The 24,666-nt window shown below is 50.3% G+C and carries 23 protein-coding genes and 1 pseudogene; 15 read left to right on the top strand and 9 right to left on the bottom strand.

Annotated features, from left to right (window positions below):
- Nucleotides 1–3 precede the first annotated feature (3 nt).
- Nucleotides 4–1,017: an NADP-dependent oxidoreductase gene (locus AMS66_RS05265; protein ID WP_053779784.1), complete on the top strand. Its 1,014-nt coding sequence runs from the start codon at nt 4–6 to the stop codon at nt 1,015–1,017.
- A gap of 103 nt (nt 1,018–1,120) precedes the next feature.
- Here AMS66_RS05265 and AMS66_RS05260 read toward each other — a convergent pair whose 3' ends face one another.
- Nucleotides 1,121–1,606 carry a CcdC family protein gene (locus AMS66_RS05260; RefSeq protein WP_181014085.1) on the bottom strand — a complete coding sequence of 162 codons (486 nt, stop codon included), beginning with the start codon at nt 1,604–1,606 and terminating at the stop codon, nt 1,121–1,123.
- A 218-nt stretch (nt 1,607–1,824) separates the two neighbouring features.
- Here AMS66_RS05260 and AMS66_RS05255 point away from each other — a divergent pair, with 218 nt between their 5' ends.
- Genes AMS66_RS05255 through AMS66_RS05245 form a run of 3 tightly spaced genes read left to right on the top strand, consistent with a single transcriptional unit; the run spans nt 1,825 to nt 4,084 of the window.
- Nucleotides 1,825–2,484, top strand: coding sequence for a hypothetical protein (locus AMS66_RS05255; RefSeq protein ID WP_053779783.1), 660 nt, complete (start codon nt 1,825–1,827; stop codon nt 2,482–2,484).
- Nucleotides 2,485–2,517: 33 nt separating this feature from the next.
- Nucleotides 2,518–2,904 carry a hypothetical protein gene (locus AMS66_RS05250; protein ID WP_053779782.1) on the top strand — a complete coding sequence of 129 codons (387 nt, stop codon included), beginning with the start codon at nt 2,518–2,520 and terminating at the stop codon, nt 2,902–2,904.
- 49 nt (nt 2,905–2,953) lie between these two features.
- Nucleotides 2,954–4,084, top strand: a complete 1,131-nt coding sequence (locus AMS66_RS05245; protein WP_053779781.1) for a hypothetical protein — start codon at nt 2,954–2,956, stop codon at nt 4,082–4,084.
- A 90-nt stretch (nt 4,085–4,174) separates the two neighbouring features.
- On the opposite strand, the gene AMS66_RS05240 is transcribed toward AMS66_RS05245, so the two are convergent.
- The 3 genes and pseudogenes from AMS66_RS05240 to AMS66_RS05235 all read right to left on the bottom strand — a co-directional run bounded on the left by AMS66_RS05240 (nt 4,175) and on the right by AMS66_RS05235 (nt 5,469).
- Nucleotides 4,175–4,567 (bottom strand): TetR-like C-terminal domain-containing protein, encoded by a 393-nt coding sequence (locus AMS66_RS05240; protein WP_236703209.1) that lies wholly within the window; start codon nt 4,565–4,567, stop codon nt 4,175–4,177.
- Between the two features lie 51 nt (nt 4,568–4,618).
- A pseudogene (locus tag AMS66_RS33490) lies at nt 4,619–4,747 on the bottom strand (TetR family transcriptional regulator); the annotation flags it as partial.
- Complete coding sequence (locus tag AMS66_RS05235; RefSeq protein ID WP_181014090.1) at nt 4,744–5,469, bottom strand: MBL fold metallo-hydrolase; 726 nt, start codon at nt 5,467–5,469, stop codon at nt 4,744–4,746. The pseudogene AMS66_RS33490 and the gene AMS66_RS05235, both read right to left, overlap by 4 nt.
- 433 nt (nt 5,470–5,902) lie before the next feature.
- On the opposite strand from AMS66_RS05235, the gene AMS66_RS05230 reads away from it, so the two are divergent.
- On the top strand, nt 5,903–6,367 hold the full coding sequence (locus AMS66_RS05230) for an Rrf2 family transcriptional regulator (protein WP_053779778.1): 465 nt from the start codon (nt 5,903–5,905) through the stop codon (nt 6,365–6,367).
- Nucleotides 6,368–6,617: 250 nt separating this feature from the next.
- Nucleotides 6,618–7,244, top strand: a complete 627-nt coding sequence (locus AMS66_RS05225) for a nitroreductase family protein (RefSeq protein WP_053779777.1) — start codon at nt 6,618–6,620, stop codon at nt 7,242–7,244.
- Nucleotides 7,245–7,354: 110 nt separating this feature from the next.
- Here the strand turns inward: AMS66_RS05225 and AMS66_RS05220 are convergent, their stop codons facing one another.
- Entirely contained in the window at nt 7,355–8,038 is a 684-nt protein-coding gene (locus AMS66_RS05220) for an S-layer homology domain-containing protein (RefSeq protein ID WP_053779776.1), read from the bottom strand.
- 396 nt (nt 8,039–8,434) lie between these two features.
- Between AMS66_RS05220 and AMS66_RS05215 the strand changes: the two genes are divergently transcribed.
- From AMS66_RS05215 to AMS66_RS05190, 6 genes are all read left to right on the top strand, one after another.
- Entirely contained in the window at nt 8,435–9,493 is a 1,059-nt protein-coding gene (locus AMS66_RS05215; protein WP_236703197.1) for a lactonase family protein, read from the top strand.
- Between the two features lie 256 nt (nt 9,494–9,749).
- Entirely contained in the window at nt 9,750–11,624 is a 1,875-nt protein-coding gene (locus AMS66_RS05210; protein ID WP_053779775.1) for a rhamnogalacturonan lyase, read from the top strand.
- Nucleotides 11,625–12,103: 479 nt separating this feature from the next.
- Nucleotides 12,104–13,183: a sulfate ABC transporter substrate-binding protein gene (locus AMS66_RS05205; protein ID WP_053779774.1), complete on the top strand. Its 1,080-nt coding sequence runs from the start codon at nt 12,104–12,106 to the stop codon at nt 13,181–13,183.
- A gap of 82 nt (nt 13,184–13,265) precedes the next feature.
- Entirely contained in the window at nt 13,266–14,102 is an 837-nt protein-coding gene (cysT, locus tag AMS66_RS05200) for a sulfate ABC transporter permease subunit CysT (RefSeq protein WP_053779773.1), read from the top strand.
- Between the two features lie 72 nt (nt 14,103–14,174).
- Nucleotides 14,175–15,050, top strand: coding sequence for a sulfate ABC transporter permease subunit CysW (gene cysW, locus AMS66_RS05195; protein ID WP_053779772.1), 876 nt, complete (start codon nt 14,175–14,177; stop codon nt 15,048–15,050).
- Nucleotides 15,051–15,274: 224 nt separating this feature from the next.
- Nucleotides 15,275–15,514 (top strand): YezD family protein, encoded by a 240-nt coding sequence (locus AMS66_RS05190; RefSeq protein WP_053779771.1) that lies wholly within the window; start codon nt 15,275–15,277, stop codon nt 15,512–15,514.
- 190 nt (nt 15,515–15,704) lie between these two features.
- Here AMS66_RS05190 and AMS66_RS05185 read toward each other — a convergent pair whose 3' ends face one another.
- Nucleotides 15,705–16,625, bottom strand: coding sequence for a hypothetical protein (locus AMS66_RS05185; RefSeq protein ID WP_053779770.1), 921 nt, complete (start codon nt 16,623–16,625; stop codon nt 15,705–15,707).
- 216 nt (nt 16,626–16,841) lie between these two features.
- On the opposite strand from AMS66_RS05185, the gene AMS66_RS05180 reads away from it, so the two are divergent.
- The 3 genes from AMS66_RS05180 (at nt 16,842) to AMS66_RS05170 (ending at nt 19,971) form a co-directional block, all read left to right on the top strand.
- Nucleotides 16,842–17,255 carry a GNAT family N-acetyltransferase gene (locus tag AMS66_RS05180; protein ID WP_053779769.1) on the top strand — a complete coding sequence of 138 codons (414 nt, stop codon included), beginning with the start codon at nt 16,842–16,844 and terminating at the stop codon, nt 17,253–17,255.
- Between the two features lie 263 nt (nt 17,256–17,518).
- Nucleotides 17,519–18,151 (top strand): NAD(P)-dependent oxidoreductase, encoded by a 633-nt coding sequence (locus AMS66_RS05175; protein ID WP_053779768.1) that lies wholly within the window; start codon nt 17,519–17,521, stop codon nt 18,149–18,151.
- 140 nt (nt 18,152–18,291) lie between these two features.
- Nucleotides 18,292–19,971 (top strand): bifunctional ADP-dependent NAD(P)H-hydrate dehydratase/NAD(P)H-hydrate epimerase, encoded by a 1,680-nt coding sequence (locus AMS66_RS05170; protein ID WP_053779767.1) that lies wholly within the window; start codon nt 18,292–18,294, stop codon nt 19,969–19,971.
- 507 nt (nt 19,972–20,478) lie between these two features.
- On the opposite strand, the gene AMS66_RS05165 is transcribed toward AMS66_RS05170, so the two are convergent.
- The 3 genes from AMS66_RS05165 to AMS66_RS05155 form a co-directional block, all read right to left on the bottom strand.
- Nucleotides 20,479–22,131, bottom strand: a complete 1,653-nt coding sequence (locus AMS66_RS05165) for a methyl-accepting chemotaxis protein (RefSeq protein ID WP_053779766.1) — start codon at nt 22,129–22,131, stop codon at nt 20,479–20,481.
- Nucleotides 22,132–22,158: 27 nt separating this feature from the next.
- Nucleotides 22,159–23,166, bottom strand: coding sequence for a BMP family lipoprotein (locus AMS66_RS05160; RefSeq protein ID WP_236703196.1), 1,008 nt, complete (start codon nt 23,164–23,166; stop codon nt 22,159–22,161).
- A gap of 413 nt (nt 23,167–23,579) precedes the next feature.
- A partial coding sequence (locus AMS66_RS05155) for a gamma-glutamyltransferase family protein (RefSeq protein WP_082350572.1) occupies nt 23,580–24,666 on the bottom strand: 1,087 nt, incomplete at its 5' end.

Below are 24,666 nucleotides of genomic sequence, written 5' to 3'. Positions count from 1 at the left end.
TTGGTGTCTGAAAATAAACAGATCGTACTTGCGTCACGTCCAGAAGGTGCCCCATCCAGAGAAGACTTTAAATTCATTGATGCACCGCTTCCTGAACCGGATGCAGGACAAGTCCTGGTACGTACACTATATTTGTCTGTAGACCCATACATGCGGGGCCGCATGAAAGATACGAAATCCTATGCTCCCCCTTATGCGTTGAATGAAGTGATCAAGGGCGGAACCATTGGGCAGGTGGTGGAGTCTTCGGAACCCAATCTGCGCAAAGGGGATTTGGTGTCCGGAATGTGGGGCTGGCAGCAGTATGCAGCCGTAAATACGGGAGACATTTCCCTGATTGATACAGGAGAGGCTCCAATTACAGCTTACCTTGGTGCGCTTGGCATGACCGGTTTGACCGCTTATTTTGGCATGGAAGATATCGGTAAGCCGAAGGACGGCGAAACGGTGGTGGTATCGGGAGCAGCCGGAGCGGTAGGCATGATTGCGGGTCAGATCGCCAAGATTGTAGGCGCACGTGTAATTGGAATTGCGGGTTCTGACGAGAAATGCGCTTATCTGAAAGACAAACTGGGATTCGACGTTGTATTGAACTATAAGCATGAAGAGGATATGTCTGCTGCTATTGAACGAGCTTGCCCGGCTGGCGTAGACGTTTATTTCGATAATGTTGGTGGTGGGATTTCTGATGCGGTACTGCGCCATATTAATCGGAATGCACGTATTCCGCTCTGTGGACAGATTTCGTCATATAATCAGGAGAAGCCAGATATCGGCATGCGCCCGCAGACGTTACTGTTAACCAATACAGCGTTGATGAAAGGCTTCCTGGTGAGTGACTATGCCAAATCCTTTAAGGAAGGCCGGGCTAAATTGGCGAAATGGATCAAGGAAGGGCATATCCAATACGAAGAAAACATTGTGGAAGGTTTTGAACAGACGCCGGAAGCATTTATGGGCCTCTTCTCTGGAGATAACCTGGGCAAGCAGCTCGTAAAGGTTGCAGACCCTGAATAGATATAGATTCCCTTGAACATATGTCCGAACAGGAAAAGACACGTTCCGCACGATGAAGTGCACAGAACGTGTCTTTTTGGGTTATTTGGATGTTGTGATGTTGCTAGGCTTCGGCAGCAACAACTTCCTTGTAGTGCTTGTACATATATACCCGCCAGCGTACGATCATGCCGAAGGCCAGAAGGAAGAACAATCCACCCGTTTGAGGAATGCTCACATAACGCTGAATGACTTCATGCAGGATTAGTCGTATAGCCAGCAATCCAAGCAGAATGAAAGCGAAGCTTCGTGAACGTGTGGCATAAATTTCTTCGTTAACTCGTTCAAATCGTGTACTGCGAATGAGGGGATACGAGAAGATAAACCAGCCCACCAACAGCGCAATAAGTGCCCATAGAAGCGGAACATGAGTCTCCGGTACAACAAACATGAGGAAACCCGTGCTCATGCCCAGCGGGGGAATAAGTATTTTGCGAATGGTTACCGGACGATGGCTGGCTTTCATTCGAATAAAAATGGCAAGCAGGGCCATGATGAGCATACCCAGGGTTGCACCGATCTGAAGGTAGGACGGACTGATTTGAGCCACGTAAAACTCCCTCTCTTTGGAATAATATGTTATCCGGATGTCCGGAACATGCTACGGTTTACCGGATTTTTCTGTTCCTATTATATCACAAACGAAGAAAGCCGATAGAATGCTTAGTGTATCATTTGCCCGGATTGTATATACAGGATTTATTTGAAAAATTTGTATTATTGTGCCCCGTGTGAAGCGGTTTATTCCAGGTAAGGGGAAATCAGGAAATGAACGAACATTTACGGATGTACGACCGACTTATCGGTGGGCAAAGTGCTGGTTGGTTTGAAGGGAAGACCGCTTTGTTATTACAGTGGACCAGTATCATATGTGGAAGTGTACTTGTAATTCTGCTATGTGCGTACGGTTACATCTTATGGGATAAACATGCAGCAAGGCGAAGGGTGACTGTTCTAGAAAGAGATGCGTTGGTGAAGATCATGAAACCAGTGATGAGTGCTCTTCCGGGTGAAGAGATCGTCGCTTGTAGTGGTCGGGTAGATATGATAAATGGGAAGTACCCTTATGCTTTGACTCAAGGCAGTATATCGTCAGAACGTGCAGGAAGCCCCTTGCTTATGATGCAATATATTGAATATGTACGGGCTTTTCTGATCAGCGGCATAGGTCTGGTTCGATATAACATCAATATGCTGCTGTTTACATCCCAAGCCTTCGGAGTATTCAAAAAAAAACAGAGTCATGGAAATCGGCGGTTACAAGACGGATACCCAGGCAGGTCACATGGAGCTTGTCATGCAGCTGCACAAACATATGAAACAGATGAAAGAGCGTGGACGTATTATATACATTCCCAATCCGATCTGCAGTGTCAAAGTACCAGAGACATGGAGTCAACTGCGGAAGCAGCGTGCTGGCTGGCATAGCAGCTTGCGAGCAGCCTGTGGGAACAGCGCTGCATGATTGGCAATCCGGCTTATGGGTGGATGGGGATGGTCTCCATTCCCTATTTTATTCTTGTTGAACTAATGGGACCGGTTCTGGAGATCGGAGCGTTACTTCTGCTGATCTCAGGAATGTGGTTACAAATTGTGGATGTCAAGCTATGTCTGGTGCTTGCTCTGCTGCTGGTACTCTATAATTCCTTGTTGTCGGCTTGCGCGGTGATGTTTGAAGTATGGTTCTCTCGCAGAGCATACACGTTTCGAGAGGTGACACGACTGTTGCTGTATGCCTGCTCCGAGACATTCTGGTCTAGACCTATGAACAATGTATTCCGTATATACGGACTGTTGCAGGTTGTGGGATATGGGAAGAAGAAGGACCATAAGAACGGACAGGGGTAATATCCGATCATAGAAATACCTTGGAACAGAGCAAGGAGGAATACGCTTCATGAATAGAAATCACAGGCCGCTCACGGTATGGGCATTAGCTTCCCTCACCGTGGTATCAGTGGTCCTGGTTATTCCCTGGATTTTGTGGCAGTCACAGGCTCAGATACCGCTTAACATCATGATTGTCGACAAAAGTAAACCGGACTTGTCCTATATAGGGCATAAGGGACTGGTGTGGATTCTGAATCAGCAGAAGATTGTCCAACAGACAGGGGAACATTATAGGTATGAAGAAGACTACTACGGATATGATATACAGAATGGGATCTCCCGTATTAAGCGGACATTGCCGGATGAGGTGACCGACACGGACCTGATCTATCTGACGGCGAATCATCATATTTCATCTACAGATCCGAATGAACATGTAGAAGGCAAAGCCTATGAAGGTCTCACGATATATGATGCCCACAAAATTAGTGAAGCTGCAACCAAAGGTGTAACGATTGTCGCTGAGTTTAGCGCCTTGTCGAATGCTGTTTCGAACATGGCAAAAGAGCAATTGTATCCGATTCTGGGCATGAAAAGCAGCGGATGGCAAGGGAAATCGGTATTGGATCTGCAAAGCGCGGATGAAGTGCCACAGAACGTACGGATGAACTATGAGCTTCGGGAGAAGAAGGATTGGTCGTTTCAAGGCGCGGGCATTGTATTGGTTCATGAGGAAGGACGGGTGATTGTACTGAAGCAAGGGCAGGATGTCAAGACCGGTGATATAAAACTCGCCTTCACACAGGAAGGCAGGGAATGGTGTGGAATTACCGGGGACATCCATTACAGCGAATGGTTCGACATCATCGTGCCTGAACAACAGGCTTCGGTACTGGCATGGTATAAGACGGATCTGACGGAGAATGGTCAGCAGAAACTAATGGACGCAGGTATTCCGGCGGAATTTGCTGCTCTTATTCGGCATGAGGGCTATAACCGGACTTATTATATGGCAGGGTCATTCGGAGAGCTGGAGCATTATTCGTTCTGGCGTCGTATCAAGGGATGGGATGTGCTGAAAACGAAGCTCACACCGGATCAAGAGGGAGTTCCGGATCGATTTTACTGGAAAGCATACGTTCCCGTTATGAAGAAGATTTTGCAGGAAGTCCAAACAGGGCGAGCACCCTGGCAATAGAAAAACCGTTCCTTCGGAAGCGGGACGGTAGGATACATAAAGAGGGTTGCAGATGATCTGCAGCCCTCTTCCATTTGACATAGAGATACATCAGGCTTTATGAAGATGTCGCAGTCCATCCAGGAAAGCGGTCACGGTCAGCTGCAGGCTCTCATCTGGATCGAAGTTCATGCCAAAGCCGCCCTTTTCACCCATGGAGGCGAAGCCGTGACAAAGACTGCGTAAACCGCGAACGGCATGCAGCGCTTCAGCTTCATTCAGAGGATAGGGCTGCAACAGACGGAGCAGCAGATCCAGGGCAGCTGTACTGGCGACAACGAGCTGCGGTTCTTGACGGTCCGGGGCATGGAAGAAAGCTTCGTACAGCCCAGGATGCTTGCGGACGAAGCCGATATATGCGGCAGCGACCTCCTGAATGGCTTCATCGCCCGAACGGCCAGCGGAAGCCTCGGTTAATGCACGGCTGAGCTGCTGTGCAGACATTAACGCCAATTCCTGGCGAAGCCCTGGAAGACCGTTGATGTGGTTGTAGAGCGACGGGGAGCGCACATCTAGCCGCTGGGCCAGAGCGGCCAGTGTTAGCGAATGGAATCCGTCGCTGTCTGCAAGCTGGGCGGCGGCGCTTAACAGAGCGCCGCGATCCAGCCCTTGGCGGGGGCTCACAGGCGCCCCCCGGCAGGGCGCAGCCGCTGCTCCGCGTCTGCCGTAGCTGCACGCATAGCCGCGGCGGGCTGACGCAGCATTCGTCCGTGCCCTACAGCGAGCACGGACGGTTCCAGCTCAGCCAGGCGCTTGGCGCTGGCAAGAGCAAGTTCTCGGTTCCACGTCGCCAGCGCGGGGAACGGAAAGAGCGGGCGCAGGCGGCCGGATACGGCGAGGCCGCCGTGCAGCTGGTACGCGTCGCCAGCGATGATCACGCGGCTACGCGTATCCATGAAGGCCATATGGCCCGGCGTATGGCCTGGGGTAGCAATGGCGACCAGGGAGCCGATTCGGTCGCCGTCATCGAGCAAGCGGTCCGGCCGGGTGCGGATCGCTTTGGGTACACTGCCACGTACCGGAGTCTGTGGCTCGCCGGGAAGCAGGGAAGCGTCTCCTGCCAGCAGCGGGGAATCCCTTCTGGAGATGCAGACCTCGGCTTTAGGCAGCGCGTCCTTAAGACCATCCAGTGCACCAACATGGTCGCCATGGGCGTGAGTCAGAATGATTTTGGTAATCGGCTTGCCTAGGGATTGTGCAGTAGCCAGAATCCCCTTGAGACTGAATGGCATTCCGGCATCAATAAGAGTAAACCCATCTTCTTCTTCAACAAGATATACGTTCACAGGGAAGAGGCGTGGAAGGAATGAAACTTGGACAACATCATGCTCACGTGTAATTCGCATCATTGAATCCTCCTTAAAACTAATGTTGTTAGTAATATAACTAATGTCATTAGTTTTTGCAATACCCTATGTTGATATGCTTAAAAAATAGGATATTTTAAAATCCCAAACCACTTTACAAAAAAAGCGTTTTCAAAATAGGAATAACCGATTATAATAATCTCGTAAGCCCTTTCATATGTCTATCTTATTGGAGCCTTTCGCGAAGCGATAGGCTCACTTTTTTTGTTCTGCCCCTTAAAATACGAATGGGATTCAACCATTTTAGTTAGTCTATGAAGGGCCTGTATATACTGGTATGACAGGGGAAATCAGGTTTTTTAATCACCCGATGAGAGTTTGACAAACATAACTGTTATTCCTATAATAACAGTTGTACTTACCTTGGAGTGAATTTTCATCGGTGGACTATATGCCGGGAAGGGAGTAAGTAATGAACAGTGAATTTACCATTGCTGTGCACTGTCTGGTCTTTCTGTCCATGAAGGATGAGTGTATGGCCAATAGTGAAGACTTGTCTCGAAGTGTTGGTACGCATCCAGCCAGAGTTCGCAAGGTGCTTAGTGTGCTGCGGAAGCACGGATACCTGACAACCAAGGAAGGTGCACACGGTGGATATCTGCTCAGTCGTCCGAGTGAAGAAATCAAGCTTGGAGAATTGTACAGACTGGTAGCGGGTGGATCACTTGGTCCCAGCTGGTGTTCGGGAGAATCCGGTTCAACATGCGTTGTTTCTTCCAATATGCAGGGTGTAATGGGAAGCATCTATGATGGAGGAGAAGAAGCACTGAGCGCTTATTTTGACCGTATATCCATTGAGGATGTGAAACATCGTATCGGTAATGGGGAAGAATGTTCCTTGTCCATGGAATCCTTGTCAATGAAGGATAGATCATGACTGATTTGATCGTTACCAGTTCTTCATGATCTGGCCTTGCACTGCTGCTGTCAGACATGGTGGACAGGCGATATAAGGGCGTTTGCTCCGGTTGTAAGATCCGTTGATGTTTCAGGCGATTCCGGGCATAACGTGAACACAGATGGAAGCGATCGTCTGCGCTGATGTTATTTTCGGAAGGTGAGTACTCGGTAGAGTTTGGCCTTGCGAACGTAAAAAAAATAAAAAAAGAACTTGGGGAGTGGAACGCATGTCCAGCATTGAAAACAATGAAACACTTCGCGTGATTAATGAACGTCACGCTGTCAAAAAGTACGAAAGTGGTTTTGTTATGCCTGAAGCAGATCTGAACGCTATCCTGACTGCCGCTTCCGAAGCGCCATCTTCATGGAACCTGCAACACTGGAAATTCCTCGTGATTGAATCCGAAGCGGACAAAGCCAAGTTGCTGCCAATCGCTTACGGGCAAAGTCAAATCACAGACAGCTCCGTTACTATTGCTGTACTCGGAGATCTGGAAGCGAACCGCAACGCCGTGATTTATGATCAGGCTGTTGAAGCAGGTGCGATTCCAGCTGAAGTTCGTGACGCATTGGTTGGACAGATCAACGGTGCTTACCAAAATCCGCAAATCGCCCGTGACGAAGCGATTCGCAATGCATCTTTTGCTTCACAGAACATTATGCTTGCTGCACGTTCCCTGGGATATGACACTTGCCCAATGGGTGGTTACAACCCGAAACAATTGATCGAAACATTCAACATCCCTGCGCGTTATTTGCCAACGTTGTTGATCACTGTAGGTAAAGCTGCAGTACCAGCTCGTCCGGCAGGTCGTTTCCCGCTGTCCGAAGTTGTTGTTAAAGGTTCTTTCTAAGACTGATCTTGAATCAGTTATCTCAATAGATATAACGAAAACAGCCGCATGTCCCCTTTAGCTTTAGAGGGAATATGCGGCTGTTTGGTATTTAAAATGACAATAGGGCATTATTTCTCTGGTGTTTCCGGGATTTTCGGTGCATTGAAATCTTCCAGATACTCAATCGCGTTATACATCATAACCGCAGCTTCGGCGCGGGTAATCGTTTCCTTCGGATTAAAGTTGCCCTCCGCATCGAGCGTGTTAATCTTCAAGACAAGGGAGCGTTGAACAGCGCCTTGAAATTCTGGAGTAAGTTCTTTTTCATCCGTGATATCTACAGGCTTGATGTTAATCATCGGCAGGCCGCCTTTGGCTTCAATGCCCTGCATCAAGAAAAGGGTGTGCTGTTCACGGGTCAACGCCTTGGAAGGATCGATATCGTTTGACATCTTAATGCCATTGAACTGCGCACGGATAAAAGCATCACTGTACCATACGCCATCTTTTACGTTGGAGAAATAGTCACTGGGCAGTGGCTGCTTGATAAAACGAATCGTGTCCAAATTCAGATGGAGACCATCTGCAATGAGCTGTATACCCTGAGCCGTGTTTAGTTCCTGTTCCGGTTTGAACAAGCTATCACTCACTCCTTTGATTAAGCCATCCTGATGCAGGGATTCAATCTTGTCTGCCCCCGCAATACCTTGAATATCCGTGAATTCTGCTTGAGCTGCGTGTATCGGACCCGCGCTCAGAGAAAGGGTGAGTAAAGCTCCGGCGGTTAACGTAGCCAACATATTTTTTTTCATATCAGGTTCGCCTCACTTTTCCGGGATTATCCCTTTGTATAAAAGCTATTTGCCCCTATAGACGACCCTTTTCCTCAAAAGGTTGCTGCAATTTTCCATTGGTTTTTCAACATGAAAGGGATCGTTACTATTCAGTTCAACCGTTTCTGCGGTAGCGAATCAGGTAATATATTGAGTTTTTGCATACTTGATTTCGTTGGGACATACACCATGTGGCTGAGCTCTTGTAAGGTTTCATGCTTTGTATTATGGTGAGGGAGGATAACCACTGAAGCAAAGCGACGTGAAATGGTTAAATACATAACAGTGGAATCAATCATACGGTTTACAGCTTCGTATATTTGCATGTAATTATAGAGCAAGGCTAACCATTTGAATGAATAAGGAGAGAATGAAATGATGGAAACGACAGCAACCAATGAAGTTTTGTTCTATACAGGTACTTATGCATCAGCGGATCAACCGGGGATCTTTCTATGTGCATTGAATAAGGATACAGGCGAGATGCGGATTGTAAATCATATGGAAGGGGTGGACAATCCATCCTACCTTGCTTTATGCCCGGATGGGAATTGTCTGTACGTGGTGAGTGAGACAGATCAGGGAGAGGTGCTGGTCTATCGCAGGGATGCCGCAACGAGTGAACTGCACTTGATGGATCGCAAGTTGACGAAGGGCGCTTCGCCTTGTTATATATCTGTCACGGAGGATGGCAAATGGGTGCTGACTTCGAACTACAGCAGCGGCAGTGTGAATGTATTCCCGGTGGGGGATCAAGGCACGCTTGGAGAGATGAGTGCGCTTGTGGAGCATACTGGTAGAGGGCAGAATGATGACCGTCAGGAAGGTCCGCACGCCCACTCCATTCAACCAGACCCTTCGGGTCAGTATGCTGTTGTCTGTGATCTGGGTCTGGATCAGATTATTGTGTACCGTAACGAGGAGGGCCGTCTGGTTACACACCGGGAGATGAATCAGCCTCCAGGCTCCGGACCGAGACATCTTGTCTTCCACCCTAACTCGAAATGGGCATATGTAATTAATGAATTGAGTAACACCGTTACGGCATTCATGTATGATCAGCGTAGAGGTGAGTTCACTACGCTGCAGCATATCTCTACACTGCCAGAGGGGCATAATGGAGAAGGTACTTCGGCGGATATCCGTGTGTCCCCTTGTGGGCGTTTCCTGTATGCTTCCAACCGTGGAGATGACAGCATTGTGCTGTATCACATCGACCAGGAATCCGGTGAGCTGGAGGCTATAGAGTGGACTTCCACCATTGGTCAGACTCCGCGCAACTTCAACCTGTTGCCTGGCGGTATTCTGCTGGTGGCTAATCAGGACAGCAACAACCTTGTTGCTTTTCAGATCGATGGCGAAGACGGACGTCTGACACATAATGGTTTCAAGTTGGAGTTGTCCCGCCCAGTATGTATCGTACCTGTAGTTTAGGATGAGATGAAGCATAATTCTTTGTTGCTTCAGATTGTTGCTTCAGGTTGAAATTGAGCGTGCGAGAACGAAGCATTCAAGTCGAAAGAGGCATCTTTCGGCTTTCCCCCTTTTTTTTATACATAAAATTACTAAGTTAGACCTATATATGGGATTATATGTTTAATTTAAAATAGTTATATTAAAGCGCTTACATATGAGATGGCGCTACCAAGGGCATCGGGCTTACCAATTCGATTGGGGAGGCAGTGGCTTTATGGGAAAACGATCATTATGGAAGCGCACATTGCGGACCGCGGGGGTATCCCTGCTGAGTTCTGCGTTACTGGTTACTTCGCTCGGTCTTGGGAAAACGCCGATCACTCATGCTGCGGGTGCCCGTCAGATGGAGTTTCTGGACCGTGGTGTGGTTGCAGTGAAGACAGGCACAGGTGTGTTTGTCAGTTGGCGGCTCCTGGGTACGGAAGGGTCAAATGTGTCGTTTAATGTCTATCGGGATGGAACCAAGGTAAACGCATCGCCCATAACGAACAGCACCAACCTCCAGGATGCAAGTGGGACAAGCAGTTCCAAATATACGGTTCGAGCCGTAGTGGGCGGAACAGAACAGGCGGCGTCAGCCGCAGCGAGCGTTTGGGGAAATAATTATCTGTCCGTACCTCTCAGTGTGCCGACAGGCGGTACAACCCCGGATGGTGTTGCCTATACGTATAGTGCCAATGATGCGAGTGCAGGCGATTTGGATGGGGACGGCGAGTATGAATTAATCGTGAAATGGGACCCGTCCAACTCCAAGGATAACTCCCAAAGCGGCTACACAGGCGAGGTATTTATCGATGCCTACAAATTGAATGGAACGCGCCTATGGCGTATCAGTCTGGGTGAAAATATCCGTGCTGGTGCTCATTACACCCAGTTCATGGTGTACGATCTGGACGGAGACGGCAAGGCCGAGGTGGCGATGAAAACGGCTGATGGTACCAAGGATGGTACGGGAGTAGTCATCGGCGATGCCAGCAAGGATTATCGTAATTCAAGCGGGTATGTTCTGTCAGGACCGGAGTTTCTTACGATCTTCAATGGGCAGACGGGTAAAGCACTCTCCACGGTAAACTATGAACCGGCGCGTGGCAATGTATCCGATTGGGGAGACAACTACGGCAACCGGGTCGATCGATTCCTTGCAGCAATTGCGTATTTGGATGGGGAGCGGCCAAGTCTGGTCATGGCGCGCGGTTATTACACTCGGACTGTGCTGGTGGCATACAATTGGAGTGATGGACAACTAACCAAACTGTGGACGTTTGACTCCAACACGTCGGGTAATTCAGCTTACGCAGGACAGGGCAACCATAATCTGAGCGTTGCGGATGTGGATGGCGATGGCAAAGACGAAATCGTTTACGGAGCGATGGCGGTGGATGATAACGGTAAGGGTCTCTACACGACAGGGCTCTACCATGGGGATGCGATGCATCTAAGCGATCTGGACCCCGACCGTCCAGGTCTCGAAGTATTTCAGGTACATGAGACACCCTCCAATGCGGGCGTGGAATTCCGCGATGCACGTACAGGTCAATTGATCTGGGGCATACCTACATCGAAGGATATTGGACGCGGCATGGCAGCCGATATCGATCCACGTTATAAGGGTGCAGAAGTTTGGGCAGACGGTGGTTTGTATACGGCCAAAGGGCAGAAAATAGGGACAACCCTGCCTTCCTCCACGAATTTTGGAATTTGGTGGGATGCTGATTTGCTCCGCGAACTGCTGGACAGCAACCGAATTGATAAATGGGATTATGCGAATAGCAAAACAGTTAATCTGCTGACCGCTTCCGGTGTTTCTTCCAATAATGGAACGAAGTCCACGCCAAATCTGCAGGCCGACCTGTTCGGAGACTGGAGAGAGGAAGTGGTATGGCGGACCAATGACAGCTCTGCGCTGCGTATCTACACGACAACAGCGGTAACGGACAAACGCATCTATACCCTGATGCATGATCCGGTATACCGTCTTGGCGTAGCTTGGCAAAATGTAGCCTATAACCAACCGCCACACACTGGCTTTTATTTGGGAGATGGCATGAGTACGCCTCCAGTGCCGAATATTCGGTATGCGGGCAAATAAAGATTGGGAAATGGCATGGACTCATGCCATTTCCTAGGATGATTTTACAGCGTATAAAACACGCCGCTGACAAGGGAACAACGGACTTGGGTTCGTTGTTCTTCTTTTTCTGCCATTTACACAGATATTCGGTAGAAATCGGAAAAAAACGTTTGACAGCCATATGCACTGCCCTTATGATACGTATATAACTCACTAAACAGGTAGGAATAATAAAAATGACTTCGCTTGAATTGCGGAGCAGTCATTTACAGTCACATGAGAGATCGTAACGTGAACAGAATAACGTTCTCACCGTATAGACGGAGGAACACCGTAGCGTATAAATTCTGGATGAAGCATACACGGCCTTTGGGCCGGCATGACTTTATGAGGGAGAAGTGCGCGGGGGTTCCTCCGTTTTTTGTTTTTTCGGTGCGTTCCATGCTGTTCAGCCTGTTGAGGTAATCTTGCAGATCCATTCGGGGGGAGTGTTATCTATGAAAAAGAGAATTCATAAGGGTATTCTGGTTGGTCTGGCATTGGTATTAACAGGGGTACTGGCGGCATGCGGATCGGAAAGTGGTGGCACGAATGCGTCGGGAACATCGGGGGGAGCGGAGGGCAGCAAAGAAGGAGCAAAAGCGATTGAGCTGCTGAATGTATCCTATGATCCGACACGTGAACTCTATGAGCAATATAACAAGGCGTTTGCGGCGTATTGGCTGAAAGAGAAAGGCCAGGAAGTAACGGTTAAGCAGTCTCATGGCGGTTCAGGTAAACAGAGTCGTTCCGTCATAGATGGGCTGGATGCGGATGTGGTCACGCTGGCATTGGGTTACGATATCGACGCCATTGAAGATAAAGGTCTGATCAATGCGGGCTGGCAGGATAAATACGAGCATAACAGCTCCCCGTATACATCAACGATCGTGTTTTTGGTACGAAAAGGCAACCCGAAAGGCATCAAGGACTGGGATGATCTCATCAAGGGAGATACGCAGGTCATTACCCCGAATCCGAAAACGTCCGGCGGGGCACGTTGGAACTATTTGGCAGCATGGGGATATGCGCTCAAGCATAACAACAATGACGAAGAGAAGGCCAAAGCATTCGTTGCAGAATTGTTCAAACATGCGCCTGTACTTGACTCTGGAGCGCGTGGAGCAACGACTACGTTTGTAGAGCGCGGTATTGGTGATGTACTGCTTGCATGGGAAAATGAGGCTTTCTTATCGGTTAAAGAGCTGGGTCCGGACAAATTCGATATTGTTGTACCTTCGGTCAGCATTCTGGCTGAACCACCTGTAGCGATTGTGGATAAAAATGCAGACAAAAAGGGCAGTCGCGAAGTAGCGGACGCCTATCTGAAATATTTGTACAGCGAAGAGGGGCAAACCATTGCTGCCGAGAACTATTACCGTCCAACACTGGACAGCGTGAAGGAAAAGTTCAAGGATCAATTCCCGCAGCTTGAGCTGTTCACGTTGAGTGATGTATTTGGCACATGGAGGGATACACAGGCCAAGCATTTCAATGACGGCGGTATCTTTGACCAGATATATGTTCCGGGCAGCTAATGCTATTAAGGTCGATATTGTTGCGTGATCATGTAAGCGGCCAACCAGTCCTACCGACTGAAGGCAGAGAGGATGAACGTCCATGAGCAAGGTGATGGTAGCCCGGAGTCGCACACTGCCGGGATTCGGATTGACGATGGGTTACAGTGTGCTCTACCTGAGTCTGGTTGTACTTATTCCACTGGCAGCGCTCTTGTTTAACTCCACAGGGTTAACCTGGTCCATCCTGATTGAGGTGGCGACGAATCCGAGGGTGCTGGCCTCGTTCCGGGTGAGCTTTTTGACCGCAGGCGCAGCGGCCCTGATCGATCTGGTCCTCGGGCTGCTCCTGGCATGGGTGCTGGTGCGGTATGAATTCCCGGGGAAACGGTTGTTTGATGCCGTCATTGATCTTCCTTTTGCTTTGCCGACGGCGGTGGCGGGAGTTGCTCTAACGGCACTGTATGCCGGGAATGGCTGGATTGGGCAGTTTGTGGAGCCTCTGGGTATCAAGCTGGCTTATTCACAGGCGGGCATTACACTGGCGCTGATGTTTATCGGGATTCCGTTCGTGGTACGTACGGTGCAGCCAGTTTTGCAGGAGCTGGAGGCTGAGGTGGAGGAAGCTGCAGCTACGCTGGGAGCGGGAAGATGGCGGATATTCCGGAAGATCCTGCTTCCGGACCTAATCCCGCCTCTGCTGACCGGGTTTGCCCTGGCATTTGCCCGGGGCATTGGCGAATATGGCTCGGTTGTGTTTATCTCGGGCAATATGCCGATGAAAACGGAAATTGCCCCCTTGCTGATCATGGCGAAGCTGGAGCAGTTCGATTATGCGGGAGCTACGGCGGTAGCCCTGCTGCTGCTGCTGGTCTCTTTTGTCCTATTGTTGATCATTAATTCATTGCAGCGCTGGAGCCGGAAAGCTGGCAGAGCCTAACCGGAGAAGGTAACGTGATGGGATTAGGGCGCAAGCGGATGTCACTTACCCAAACCGAAGGAGGTGCCGCGTATGGCGGGTTCTGTTCCACTGAGCCCTGTTCCACCCGTACGAACTGGCCCCGGAACGAACCGTGCAACGACGGAAGCTCCATGGGTCAAATGGTTGTTAATTGGACTGGCAAGTCTGGTGCTGATATGGCTGCTTATCTTACCGCTGGTGATCGTGTTGATGGAGGCGCTGAAGCAGGGCTGGGGTGTCTACATCGCCGCGCTTACCGAACCGGATGCGATGTCGGCATTGAAACTTACGCTTCTGGTTGCTGGGATCACCGTACCGCTTAATACGATATTCGGTGTAGCGGCTGCATGGGTTATTACCAAGTTCCAGTTCAGGGGAAAAGGTCTCATGATCACCCTGATTGATCTTCCTTTTTCGATCTCGCCGGTGGTGGGCGGGTTGATCTTTGTCCTCGTTTTTGGTTCGAATGGATGGTTTGGACCGTGGTTGGCCGAGCATGATATCAAAATTATTTTCGCCCTACCCGGCATTGTCATCGCAACGTTGTTCATTACTTTTCCATTCGTCGCCAGAGAACTCATTCCACTGATGGAGGATCAGGGCACGAGGGAAGAAGAAGCGGCGGTGACGCTGGGAGCCTCCGGGTGGAGGATCTTCTGGAACGTGACTCTGCCCAACATCAAGTGGGGCCTGCTGTATGGCATCATTCTGTGTAATGCGCGTGCCATGGGCGAATTCGGAGCTGTGTCTGTCGTGTCCGGTCATATTCGCGGGGAGACCAACACGCTGCCACTGCATGTCGAAATTTTATATAACGAGTATCAATTCTCTGCTTCGTTTGCCGTCGCCTCCTTGCTGCTCATTTTGGCTCTGGCAACGTTGCTGCTCAAGAGCTGGCTGGGTCATAAAACGATTCCCGAAAAGTGATTAACGCTCCGAAATCCATGCCGAATATTTTGGTTTTTAAAAGGGTCCCGAATGAATTGGATGTTGTCTCCGATTCAAGAAAATTCGGATTGACAGCTACTGGAAGCCCTGCTAATGTATAAACCAAGTATATAGGTTGGATAAGAATGAATTATAAGTCGGGTTGGATGACAGCACACTTGAGGAATATAGCGGGCAGTAGCCCGAGAAGAGGAGGCGGCTCTATGGCTAAGCCGTTAAAAGTGGATGAGGTATGGATGGATCGAATTGCCGGACAACTGAATGACATGGAGTTTGGCTCGCTGCACATCGTTGTACATGAAGGCCAGATCGTGCAGATGGAGCGGACCGAACGTAAGCGTTTTGAAAATACGCCCTCCGGCAGCGCCTCCAAATCCGGCAGCACTGCACGAAGCAGCTCACCCCGTTCATTGCGCGGATCGAATACGAGCGCGAAGGGGTAGACTTCATGAAATCTTTGATTGAATTTGTGATTGTGCACGGACCTATCATAAAATTGGAAATCGAATTATGAAAATGCTGAAATAAGTGGAAACCAAAAAAGAGAAGCCGACGATTTTGTGGGCTTCTCTTTTTTTGGCGTTGAATGGACTGAGAGTGTTGACACCAGGCAAACCAAATGAAGAGAGAGGTTCACTTTTCGGAAATTGCTCCGGATGTGCGTGGTTTATAGAGGTTTAGCTCCATGTCCAGGTTCTCATCCTCCTGTGCTTCTATAATGCTATTCAATTCCTTATCCGAATCGGTGTGTCCTGCGTATGGGCGATCACTGCGAGAAGGCGTTCCTGTCAGGCTGAAGCCAGAGATGAACAGGATGAGTTGTAATCCCAATGCGTAGGGAGCAGCAGCAAGTCCGATCAGATGAAGCAGGGAGCACATGGCAATTAGGGTAACTAGTGCTTTGGTTACTGTGCCCGATGAACCCTGTCTTGGGTTGGACCAGAGCAGATAAACATAGAACACCGTGATGATCAAGGACATGAAACGTATCCATGGCAAAGCATTGAACCAGGAGTGCCAGAAAGGATACATCAGACCTTGTTGACGGAATACAAAATCAGCGATCAGGTACAGTACAGCAGCCACAGCGGCGGGCTCGGCAGCTGGACGAATTACGTTCCATACAGCTCTTCCCCAGTGGTCTGAATGGGCGTACCGATTCAATTCATCCGATAATGCTGCACTCTCTCGTTCCAGAGCCCTGTGCATCAATGCGAGCCGAGCGGGATCAACATCAATGATACAGTTGCGGATTTGATCCTGAAGCTGAGGAGATAGATGGACTGCGGTTCTGCAGGAGAGCATGGCGGTTAACAATTCATGATGCTCATGTTCCGTAAGAGCAACATTTCGATGTTCCTTTACTGTGAGTTGTCCCAACAGGGTTGTACTTATGTATAATGTATCTCGTATCGCTTGCATTCGCCTGTCACGACTTCGTCTGACTTCAGTTGCAGACCATATGTATAGTCCAAGCAGCACAGCGATCATTCCGAGTGTTAACGCCCCGAAGCCCGGATATGAGAACAGAGCAGGTATCCAGCGTTGAAGCACAATAGTTCCTCCTTTGCAAAAACTGTAGCGTAGCATGAAACACGGTTCACATAAGCTTTCTCTCACTATTACACAGGAATTGCGTGAATTCAAGCAGGAACAGTAGGAATTTACTGTCATAAGAAGGATCAAGTGACCCGAGTAAAGAAGATGGAGTCTCCATAAATGATTTAATGTGTAGTTAAATCTAGGTTGAACAGGAAAGGAGCATGATCTATGGATCAGATCAACATTGAACATACACCGCCCTCAGCAGCCGAGTATCTTGCGCTACGAAAGAGCGCAGGTCTCAGTGCGATGAGCCAGGAGGGCGCGGAGATCGGGCTGCCCAATAGTCTTTTTGCCGTTTGTCTGCGTGAAGAAAATGAAATTGTAGGCATGGGTCGGGTCATCGGAGATGGCGGTTGTTTCTTTCAGGTGGTGGATATCGCCGTGCGCCCGGACCAGCAGGGAAGAGGATATGGCAAACTGATCATGAGCGAGATCATGAATTATTTGCGTGAACATGTGCCTGCTCGTGGATTGGTCAGCCTGCTGGCAGATGTCCCTGCTGACCGTCTGTACGCCCAATTTGGCTTCGCCTACACCAGTCCGAAATCGGAAGGCATGTGGTGGAGACAAGGGGAATAGGGGGTAAAAAAGGAGTAAGCCGAAAAATTCAAGTGGGATATTATGCAGAAACTCATTTAAATATGAGGTAAATGATATTAGACCGCTTAGAGCGGCTTTTTTTCGTACGGCAGAAGACTAGAAAGGATTTTTTAAGCATGGTTTACAAGTGAGCACAGACGGTTTAAGATGGCGTGAGCCGTTTAAGGTATATAACAATGGGATTAAGTATTAAAATAACGGTAAGTTGACAAGAGGATATCTACTGAAAAGAGGGATTTAATATGAAAGTTGCCATTTTTGGAGCAACCGGAGCGATTGGAAAGACGATATTGTGGGAATTGATGGACCGCGGACATGAGGTAACGGCGGTTGTTCGTGAGCCTTCGAAGGTTGAGATGGAGCATGAGCGTTTGCGTGTGGTACAGGGGGATTTGCTTAACCCGGATCAGGTTGCCGATTTTACAGCAGGACAGGAAGCTGTTGTGAGTGCCTATGGACCGAAGTTTGGTGCGGAAGAAGAGATGCTGGAAGTTACACGTTCATTAATCGAGGGTGTTCGTCGTGCGAAAGCAGGACGGTTGGTTGTGGTTGGCGGAGCAGGAAGCTTGCTTACGGATTCTGGAGAAATGCTGATGGATACACCAGGATTCCCTGAGGAAGTTAAGCCACTGGCGAAGGCTCATATAGATGCGTATAACCTGATCGAGGCATCGGATATTCAATGGACCTACATGAGTCCTGCAGCTACGATCACAACAGGAAGACGGACGGGCCTGTTCCGGGTTGGTATGAATCGTGTGATCACAGATGATCTTGGTGAGTGTTCGATTTCGGTTGGCGATTTTGCAGCGGCTTTGGTGGATGAGCTGGATGATCCGCAATTTATTCAATCCCGGTTTACAGTAGGTTATTAAGAGCTGCAGGTTAAGGGCTGGGGAAAACAGACGAGAACATTAATGAAGCGAAGCAACTTGGAAAACTAAAGAGTCATCGTGAGAGTATAAGCTATTCGCAAATGCAATTTTCGGAGAATTTCACCGGGGAGGGATGAACATTGTTTATCGTAACCGCTGAACAGATGAGAGCTGTGGATGAACATACGATTCACAAGCTTGGCATTCCTGCTGCCAGTCTGATGGAGAATGCCGGCAGAGCCATTGCCGAGGAAGTTATCCGGCTGTGCAGGGAATGCTGGAAAGAGGGCGTTGGCCGCAGTTCGGAGCAGCAGGGCCGCTGGAACGATGGGAATGGGAAGCGGGCGCACACCGGGCCCGGGGATCGGCAAGGATATGGTGGTGACATCATCGCCGATCCGGCGCTCGTGATGGAGCAACCCGGCGATCAGCAGTGGTACATGCTGATCGGCAAGGGCAATAATGGCGGCGACGGGCTGGTTGCGGCGCGCCATTTGGTTGAAGCGGGGCTCGGCGTGACGTTGGTCTACGCCGATGCGCCTGAGTCACTGCGAGGCGAAGCCGCAGTGCAACGGGATGCCGCGGCACAGCTCGGCATCCCTGCGCTTGTCCACGGGCGCGAAGCCGTGGACTTTAGCCGGTGCACAGGCATCGTGGATGCGCTGCTGGGCACCGGCTCGCGGGGGGCACCGCGCGGAGCATACGCGGCGCTGATTGCGGCGGCGAACGAAAGCGGCAAGCCGATCGTGTCCGCGGATGTCCCGAGTGGGTTAGATGCCGACACTGGTGAGGTATATGAGCCCTGCATTCAGGCCCGGGTGACTGTATGCCTCGCGCTGCTCAAGCGCGGGCTGGTGCAGTACCCGGGCGCGTCTGCCGCGGGGCGCATTGTGGTGCGCTCCATCGGCATTCCCGCGCGGCTTGCGTCGGAGCATGGCCCCTCAGTCCGTCTGCTGACGGAAGAGGTACTGCGCAGTGCGCTGCGCGTGGACACGGGCCGACTCCGGGCACCGGACGGCCACAAAGGCACTTACGGCCACGTGCTGCTGGCCGCAGGCAGTCTGCCGATGAGCGGCGCTGGCCTGCTCTCGGCCAAGGCCGCGCTGCGCGCTGGCTGCGGGCTCGCCACATGGGCGCTGCCCGCGGCACTGCTGCCGCATGTCATCGGCACCGTGCCCGAGCTCATGCTCGCTGCCGCCGCAGATGGCGACAGCGGCGAGTGGAACGCGGCTTCCGCCGACGCCGTGCTGCGTCTCGCGGAGAGCCGCGACGTGCTCGCGACCGGCCCGGGCCTCGGCCGCTTCAAGGGCGACACAGACTGGCTGCGCCGTCTGTGGCAACACACGGACCGCCCGCTCGTCATCGACGCGGACGCCCTCAACATGCTTGCAGACGCCGGCCCACATGGGCCTAGCGACTGGGGCAAACGAAGTGCGGCGACCATCCTGACGCCGCACCCCGGAGAGATGGGCCGACTGCTGGGCATGTCGACCCCCGAAGTGCAACGTGACCGAATCGGACACGCTGCACGGTACGCCCGCGAGCAGGGCGTGACCCTGGTGCTCAAGGGAGCACGCACGGTCATCGCAACGCCATCCGGCGAGGCGTATATCAACACCACCGGGCACGCCGGCATGGCAACGGGCGGTGCGGGAGACGTATTGACCGGCATCATCGCCGGTCTACTCGCCCAAGGACTGAGCGCGGAGCAAGCTGCCTCCTTTGGTGTGTTCCTACACGGCCAGGCAGCGGAGAGAGCCGCGTTGCTGCGCGGTGATCCGGCATCCCTGCTCGCCGGGGATATCATGGATGCACTGTAAACCAGGGGCTCGCTTGTTGCGGCACTCTTGGTACATTCGTTACTTCTTAAGCTGCATTTACATTCGCTTTGAGCTCGTGTGATTGATGCATTTAGAGAGTACATGTCCTCATTTGCTGCATGCCTCTGCACATAAGCACAAAGATATAAATCATTCATAACATAAAGAAAGGGATGTCCCATAGTCATCAACATGACGTGGACATCCCTTTTTAGTGTGAATACCGTTTAACGAACCGAGCACACGCTATGAGCTGCAATTTCCATTGATCTGCTTTTAACGAATCACAGTGACGTTATTTTCACTGCTCGGCAGGTACTGGCCCAAGTTTGTGCCAGTATAACGAGAATAGCATGCCTGGAATTCGTTAAACTGTGCATTCGACCCAAATCCTCCAATTAAGGTGTGGTCGATTCGTTAGAATGGATTAGCGCTTCGAGCCGAGAAGGGAAGTCCCTTCCAGCCTTCGGTACAACCGCTTCTATTCTTTCTTTTATCATGACTCCACTACAACCGGAACCGTAATAACTCCTGATGCATCTCTGCACTGATATCCCGCAAGGACTTCACCTTGGTGCTTGCTTCATTGAACGAACGTTGCTGTTCAGCCGTTGAAGCGGTAATTTCCTCGCTGCTTGCAGCCGATTGCTCCGTAATGGCGCTGATGTTTTCAATCGCCTGCTGAACCTGTGCGCTAAGTTCACTGGACTGCTTCATGTCTTCCGTAAGCTGGTTAATGCTTGTACTGATCCGCTCCACACTGTGACGGATTCCAGAGAAGGATTCGCCTGTTCTTCCAGTAGCCTTCTCCTGTTCCGCAAAGAGCTGAATGCTCTGCGTCACCGAGTTTTTTACTTTGCCCATAGCCGTTGTGATTTCGCCGACTGCTGCAAAGATATGCTGTACCGATTGCTCCGATTGCTCAGCAAGTTTCTTCACTTCCCCTGCGACGACAGCAAAGCCGCGCCCGGCTTCACCTGCACGTGCCGCTTCGATGGAAGCGTTCAGAGAGAGGAGGGTGGTCTGTGTAGCGATGTCCGATACATAGGCAGTCATGGTTGCGATCCGGGAGGCGCTCTCCTCCAGTTCCTGGACAGTCTTTTCTACCTCAGACATGGCAATCCGGTTGACTTCAGCCAGTCGAAGCTGTTCCTGTACGGCAATGTGTCCTTCTTTCACTGAACTCAAAACCTCGTTGCCGTACATGGCAGATTGTGAAGTCGCTTGAAGATTGTTTTCGAACGTATGCTGCATCTTATCTACGACCATGACCGTGTCACTTAGATCCTCAGCAATTTTCTGACTGCCAATCGACAGCTCTTCGGTTGTTCGGGATACTTGCTGCACTATGGCTTGCACAGTATCATTGCCGCGGTCAATGTCCTGCGCCATCCCATCAACACGGTTTCCTGCCGCACCGATGGATTGGATGATACTGCGAATATTACCCGTCATAAGGCGGAAAGAGCGGTTTAAGTCATCCAGCTCATCTTTGCCTCGCGTTTCTGGGAGTTGCTGCGTAAGGTCGCCGTTCGCAATTTGTCCTGCTGCTTCCTTCAAGGTGCGGATGCGTCTTGCCAATTGCCGTGAGGCGTTCATATTGAACAGCAGGACAGCGATAAGCAGGACGACGGCTCCAACGAGGGCAATCTGCCAAGTTCGCTGGATGTCTTGTTCCAGATTCACTGTATATTGCTCATATCGATCCCGGGTCACCTCATCCAGCATATAGATATCATTCTGTATGCCTTTGACCCGTGAACTGAAACGTTTGGCGTCCGAACTATTCATGGCTGTGATGGCTTCAGTGGCGCCATTGTCCAGAGCCGTCAATTTCGTTTGGATCGATTGGATTAGACGGAGCTGTTCATCCGTTTCCAGCAAGCCTTCCGTGAGCTCTTTCACCATCGTTTTACCTTCATTCAGTAAACGGGCTACGTTATCCTGATTGCCAGCTGTCATGGAGAACGAGTAAACATCGAGCGCCTGCTCGGTCTGTATCTGGTTTGCGTTCAACTCAGTAACCTTTAACATGGCAGGCACCAGGTTTTGGTTTTTGGCATTCATGCTCAATAATTGAATAATGATATAAGCGACCAGCGCGAGACATAACAGTAACGAAACTATGGCATTCAATATCAGCTTTCCCTGCAATTTCATAAGCGTGCCTCCATTTTAGCAATTGGTTTATTGATCTAGGGTAATCTTGGTTTTGCCGGAAGCAATCTGTGCTTTCAAATCATCAAAAGTTTGCTGTTGTTCCTTCGTGAGTGTGATATTATGTAGAGCGGTTAAACCTACGCCATTTTCTGCCAGACCATTCAGCATTTCTTTTTGCGGGAATGAATGCTGGTTCTGGATGAATGTATTGATGGCGTTATGAAGAGAGACATCTACATTTTTGAGCATGGACGTGAGTACGGCTTTTTCTGCTAAAAAGAACTGATCCTGGTCGACGCCAATGGCGTATTTCCCCAATTTTTGAATCTCCGAAATTGAGCCTATGCCCGTAAGTCCGGCAGCAACGTAAATGACGTCAACACGCTGTTCCTGAATCATCTGTTCCGCGAGTTGTCCTCCAAGATCAGGATTGCCGAAATCTCCGGCGTACACGACATGGACTGTGGCATCGGGATTAGCAGCCTGTACACCTTGCTCAAAACCTTGCTGAAAATCGTGGAGTACGGGGATATCCATTCCACCCAAAAAGCCTACATGGTCTTCGGTCGTTGCAAAGCCGGCAATAATGCCTGCAAGATAGCTGCCTTCTTCTGCTTTGAAGGACATGGAGGTCACATTAGGGAGATCGGAATGCCCGTCAATGATGAGAAAGTGCTGATCGGGATACTGCTGAGCAACCTTCTCCAGATCGGTTTTTATCGTGTCGCTTAGACCAATAATCAGATCAACCTTATCCTTCGCAAATTGCTCAAAGGCTGCCTCGGATGTCAAATCCTTTCCCGGCTCCTTGTAATCAAAAACAATACTGTTCTCGTTTCTTGCCTGTACCAAACCCTCAAAAGATGCATCACTGAAAGAATGATCACCAAGGCCGACATCGGTAAGAACGATTCCGACCTTGGTTCGCTGATCTGCGGGAGACATCTTTTCGGTTGTCGAACATGCTCCCAGTACCAGAACAACCAAAATCATCATCATGGTGAAGCCGAATTTGTATTTCCACTGTGTTTTCATGTGCGTATGCCCTCATTTCTATTAAGATGGAGATGACGTGTGGGGTGAGCAATTCCCCTATATTTATATCGGACGGGAGCAGAGTCTCCATAATGGGGAGTAGTGAAAATTTACGAAAACCATATAAAATTCCAATGAAACCCATAAACTATACATGGGAATTACATTTGAAGAGGCATGAATTCTCGACAGAACCTGTGCATCTTGCGGGTCAACGAGAAAAAGAAAGACAAAAAAGGCAAAGAAGAGACCGATTTGATCCCTTCTTTGCCTTTGCTTCAAACCTAATTTTCTTATGAACTACACTATCGCATGAATCAATACATTCATATATATGAACGGTTTTCCCCGTTCACCCAGCATATGCACTGCTCCAGGCTTTCCCGCTCTCATTCAGCTGCACGTGCAACGTATTACCACGCTGCTACCGAGCCATCGGCCCGGCTTTCCGTGCCGCCGCACAATACGCCGTTGTCCGGGTTGCGCCATATAATCTGGCCGCGTCCGAACATCGACGGGTCGAGGGCGATCTGTATATCATGCCCTTTGCGGGCAAGTGCCTGTGCAATATGTTGAGGAAATCCGGGCTCGACCAGGATCGTTTTGCCCTTGGTCCACTGCCAGCGCGGGGAATCGAGCGCAGCCTGTGGATTGAGGTGGAAGTCTACCGTATTCATGACGATTTGCACATGACCCTGGGGTTGCATGAAACCGCCCATGACCCCGAATGGACCGACCGCTTCATCGCCGCGTGTGAGGAAGCCCGGAATGATCGTATGATATGTCCGTTTGCCCGGCTCCAGCGCGTTGGCGTGATCGGGATCAAGCGAGAAATTATGTCCCCGGTTTTGCAGGGCGATGCCTGTGCCCGGCACAACCAGTCCGGAGCCGAAGCCCATATAGTTGCTCTGAATGAAAGAAACCATATTGCCCTCACCATCTGCCGTTGCAAGATATACCGTTCCGCTTGCCCTTGGGTCGCCTGATTCAGGTGGAAGTGCCATATCGCCAATGAGCTTGCGCCGTTCGTCTGCATACGCTTCGGACAATAGCTCTTGTACGGTTACGCCCATCTTGCGTTCCTCGGTAATATATTTCTCACCATCGGCAAATGCCAGCTTCATAGCTTCTAGTTGTCGATGATACCCCATTACGGATTCTTTCTCGTCAAAATCGAAGCCTTTCAACAGATTGAGCGCTGCCAGAGCAATTAGCCCCTGACCGTTCGGTGGAATCTCCCACACATCATATCCGCGATAGGAGACCGAGATCGGATCAACCCATTCAGGCTGGAATGCAGCCAGATCCTCCTTGGTCAAATAACCTCCGTGCTCTGCCATAAAAGAGTGAATACGCTCCGCGAGCTCGCCTTCATAGAAGTCTCGTGATCCGCTCTCCCCAATCCGGCGCAGTGTAGTCGCATGATCTGGTGAACGCCACAGCTCGCCCACGGCGGGAACACGTCCGCCTGGGGCGAATGTCTCAAACCATGCTCGCCCG

Origin of the sequence: Paenibacillus xylanivorans (assembly GCF_001280595.1) — a bacterium.
GTDB lineage: Bacteria > Bacillota > Bacilli > Paenibacillales > Paenibacillaceae > Paenibacillus > Paenibacillus xylanivorans.
Note: the sequence above shows the minus strand (reverse complement) of the source record. Positions and strands in the feature narration are given on the sequence as shown.